The sequence below is a fragment of the Actinosynnema sp. genome (genome assembly GCF_052038725.1).
The window spans coordinates 1-2484 of record NZ_JBQGCX010000350.1; the positions used below are offsets into that span (position 1 = coordinate 1).

Genomic DNA, 2484 nt, shown 5'->3' on the forward strand with positions numbered 1-2484 from the left:
GACGCCAACGGCAACGAGTTCATCATGCGGGGCGTCAACCACGCCCACACCTGGTACCCCACCCGCACCCGCCAGGCGCTCGCCGACGTCAAGGCGCTGGGGGCCAACTCGGTCCGGGTCGTGCTCGCCAGCGGCGACCGCTGGACCCGCAACGACGCCGCCGACGTCGCGGACGTCATCGCCCAGTGCAAGGCCAACCGGCTGATCTGCGTGCTGGAGGTGCACGACACCACCGGCTACGGCGAGCAGAGCGGCGCGATCCCGCTGTCCAAGGCGGTCGACTACTGGGTGGGCGTCAAGAGCGCGCTCGTCGGCCAGGAGAAGTACGCGATCCTCAACATCGGCAACGAGCCCCACGGCAACACCGGGTACGCGGCGTGGACCGCCGACACCCGCTCGGCCCTGACCAGGCTGCGCGCCGAGGGCTTCACGCACACGATCATGGTGGACGCGCCGAACTGGGGCCAGGACTGGGCGTTCACCATGCGCGACAACGCGGCCTCGGTGTTCGCCGCCGACCCGCAGCGCAACACGATCTTCTCGATCCACATGTACGGCGTGTTCGACACCGCCGCCGAGGTCGACGACTACCTCGGGCGGTTCGTCGCGGCGGGCCTGCCCATCGCGGTCGGCGAGTTCGGCGACATGCACTCGGACGGCGACCCGGACGAGGACGCCATCTTCGCCGCGGCGCAGCGGTTGCGGCTCGGGTACCTCGCCTGGTCGTGGAGCGGCAACGGCGGCGGCGTCGAGTACCTGGACCTCGCGGTGAACTTCAACGCCGCGCAGCTGAGCGCGTGGGGGCAGCGGACCTTCAACGGCGCCAACGGGATCAAGGCCACCTCGCGCGAGGCCAGCGTGTACGGCGGCGGTGGCGGCGACACCCAGGCGCCGACCGCGCCCGGCACGCCCACCGCGTCGTCGGTCACCTCCTCCGGTGCGGTGCTGGGCTGGTCCGCGTCCACCGACAACGTCGGCGTCACCGGCTACGACGTGGTCCGGGTCAGCGGGAGCACCGAGACCGCGCTCGCCTCCTCGGCGACCACCTCCGCCACCCTGACCGGCCTGACCGCCGCCACCGCGCACACCCTCGCGGTGTACGCGCGCGACGCCGCGGGCAACCGTTCCGCCCGCTCCGGCACGGTCGTGGTCACCACGCTCCCCGGCAGCCCCGTCGGCCCCTGCGCCGTCACCTACCGCGTCACCGGCCAGTGGACCGGCGGCTTCCAGGGCGAGGTGAAGATCGCCAACACCGGCACGGCCGCGGTGAGGGGCTGGGTGCTGCGCTGGACGTGGCCCGGCGCGCAGACCGTCAGCAGCATGTGGGGTGGCACGCCCACCCAGTCCGGTGCGAACCTGAGCGTGGCCAACGCCCCCTACACCGCCGACATCCCGGCGGGCGGCTCGGTCAGCGTCGGCTTCACCGGCAGCGTCACCGGCGCGAACGCCGCGCCCACCGCGTTCACCCTCAACGGCGCGTCGTGCGCCACCGCGTGAGGAGGCCCGAGATGACCAGACCCGATGCGGTCCGGCCCGATGCGGTTCGGCCCGGAACGGCCCGCAGGGCCGCGCTGGCCGCCCTGCTCTCCGCGCTGACCCTGCTGTGCGGCTTCCTGATCACGGTCCCCGCCTCGCAGGCCGCCGCAGCCGCGCCCGTGCGCATCATGCCGCTCGGCGACTCCATCACCGGCTCGCCCGGCTGCTGGCGCGCCCTGCTCGACGTCGACCTGAAGGCCGCAGGCTACACGAACATCGACTTCGTGGGCACGCTCCCGTCGCAGGGGTGCGGCATCCCCCACGACGGCGACAACGAGGGCCACGGCGGGCTCCTGGTCACCAACGTGGCCGGCCAGAACCAGCTCGTGCCGTGGTTGCAGGCCACCAGCCCCGACATCGTCGTGATGCACTTCGGCACCAACGACGTGTGGAGCAACATCGCGCCCGCGACGATCCTGGCGGCGTACGGCAAGCTCGTCGACCAGATGCGGGCGCAGAACCCGGCGATGCGCATCCTCATCGCCAAGCTCATCCCGATGGGCACCCCGCAGTGCGCTGACTGCGGGCAGCGCGTGGTGGCGTTCAACGCGGCGATCCAGCCGTGGGCGACGTCGAAGACCACGGCCGCCTCGCCGATCGTCGTGGTGGACCAGTGGACCGGGTTCGACACCGCCACCGACACCTACGACGGCGTGCACCCCAACGCCTCGGGCGACCGGAAGATCGCGAACCGGTGGTTCCCGGTGCTGCGGGACGCGCTCGGCGGCGTGCTGCCGACCACCACGACCGGCGGCACGACGACCACGACCGGCGGCGTCACCACGACCACCATCCCGCCGCCCACCGGCAGCTGCGCCGCGTCGGTGACCGTGGTGAACCGGTGGCAGGGCGGGTTCCAGGCCGACGTGGTCTTCCGCAACACCAGCACCGTCGCGTCCACGGCGTGGAGCGTGCGGTTCTCGCTGGGCAGCGGGATGAGCGTCGCGC

General features: G+C 72.5%; 2 protein-coding genes. Both read left to right on the forward strand.

Translation table 11 applies throughout. From position 1 onward, the window contains the following. The coding region (locus ACTUAL_RS07030) for a cellulase family glycosylhydrolase (protein WP_440899676.1) at positions 1-1497 on the forward strand (1497 nt) is incomplete at its 5' end. An 11-nt stretch (positions 1498-1508) separates the two neighbouring features. Then, positions 1509-2484, forward strand: a 976-nt coding sequence (locus ACTUAL_RS07035) for a GDSL-type esterase/lipase family protein (RefSeq protein WP_440899677.1), incomplete at its 3' end; no start/stop codon positions are given.